General features: G+C 60.0%; 2 protein-coding genes. Both read left to right on the top strand.

Annotation, left to right across the window (positions count from 1 at the left end; all coding sequences use genetic code 11):
• On the top strand, positions 1 to 876 hold an 876-nt coding region (locus J2I48_RS28060; protein WP_229376873.1), incomplete at its 5' end, for a condensation domain-containing protein.
• A 29-nt stretch (positions 877 to 905) separates the two neighbouring features.
• Positions 906 to 1,654 (top strand): condensation domain-containing protein (locus tag J2I48_RS28055; RefSeq protein ID WP_229376871.1); only part of this gene is annotated, 749 nt, incomplete at its 3' end.

Genomic DNA, 1,654 nt, shown 5'->3' with positions numbered 1-1,654 from the left:
CTGTTGGCTCAGGCGGGGGGTGCTTATCTGCAAACCCAGGGGGGCTACTGGCAGGGGGTGGTGGCCCACGCTCAGGCCTTGCCGCCAGTTGTCACCGCAATTCCTCCAGCAGACGTTACCGCTGAGGTGTTGGCCGAGGAGACTAGTGAACTAGCTGCCGCTCTGACAGCCCAACTGGCCCTGGCTAACGAGGCCTACGGAACCGACAACGCCGAACTGCTACTAACAGCGCTGCTTCAGATACTGGCCAAGGAGCTTGATCGCGATACGTGGGTAGTAGAACTCGAAGCCGACGGTCGGCAGGGGTTTGAGCAGGGGCCGGCAAGCGAGTTGGATGGTAGCCGGACGGTGGGAGGGTTTGCCAGTCACTATCCAGCGGTAATGGAGGTGGCTGGAGGAACTGATCTTTCCCGGAACCTCAAGTCGGTAAAAGAGCAGGTCCGGTCGGTGCCCGACAAGGGGCTAGGTTATGGCGTACTGCGGTATTTGAGTGAACATGGGGCGGTGCTGGCTCTGAAGCCCGACGTGCAGTTTACCTATATAGACCAGTCTGCCGACCCGTTAAGCTGGGGCAATGATGCTGCCGTGCATTTGCCCGTGGTGGCCGCCCTGTTAACCACGCCGTTGGTGTCGGGGTGTGCGCTGTCGGTGGTTGGGGTGGCGACAAATGGCTGTCTACGGATCACGTTTCGGTACCAAACAACGACCTACGCACCCAGCCTGATAGCCGCGCTGGCGGAGTCTTGCCGGGATCAACTGGCAGCGTTGGTGGTGCACTGTCTGGCCCAGTCTGAGCGCGAACTGACCCCATCCGATTTTGGCAACAACGACCTGTCGCTGGCAGACATCGACCGGATTAGCGCCCTGTTTAATTAATCAGGACTACGCGCTTTAAGTAAGATCTTATGCAAACCAAAGGAAATGTCAAAGACTTGTACGGGCTGTCGCCGATGCAGGAAGGCATCCTGTTTCACGCCCTGTTGGGTAGTGCTCCCTCGGCCTACGTCAACCAGATCAGTTACCGCCTAACCGGGCGGCTTCAGGCCCAGCGCGTACAGCAAAGCTTCCAGTTACTCATTGACCGCTACGACGTGCTGCGCACGAATTTCCTCCACGAAGGCCTATCTAAAACGATTCAGGTAGTGCTTAAACAGCGCGATGCCGACTTTCATTTTCACGATTTACAGGGGTTGACACCCGACCAGCAGGTCACGTTTGTGGCCACCTACCAGGAGCAGGACCGCCAGCGGGGCTTTGTTCTCAGCCGGGATAGCCTGATGCGTATGAGTCTGTTGCAACTGGCCGATAATGAGTACGAACTGATCTGGACGCACCACCACATTCTCATGGACGGCTGGTGCGCGGGCCTGCTGCTGACCGAATACACCCACCTCTACGCCCAACTCAGCCAGGGCCTGACCCCCCAGCTGCCACCCCCCGTGCCCTACCGTCGCTACATCGACTGGCTGAGCCGACAGGACGCGACTACCTCCCTGGCCTACTGGCAGCACTACCTGGCCGGCTACGACCAGCCCGCCAGCCTGCTCACGGCAACAGGGAGCAGTCATGCCGTAGCGGGCTATGAGGTGGGGGAGCTGGATTTCGCCCTGAGCGCTGCCCAGACCCAGGGGCTGGTGGCCCTGGCGGGGGCGGG

Source organism: Fibrella aquatilis (assembly GCF_017353255.1).
In the GTDB taxonomy this organism is placed as follows: domain Bacteria; phylum Bacteroidota; class Bacteroidia; order Cytophagales; family Spirosomataceae; genus Fibrella; species Fibrella aquatilis.
The sequence above is the reverse complement of the archived record's forward strand: the minus strand, read 5'-3'. Positions and strand labels throughout refer to the sequence as shown.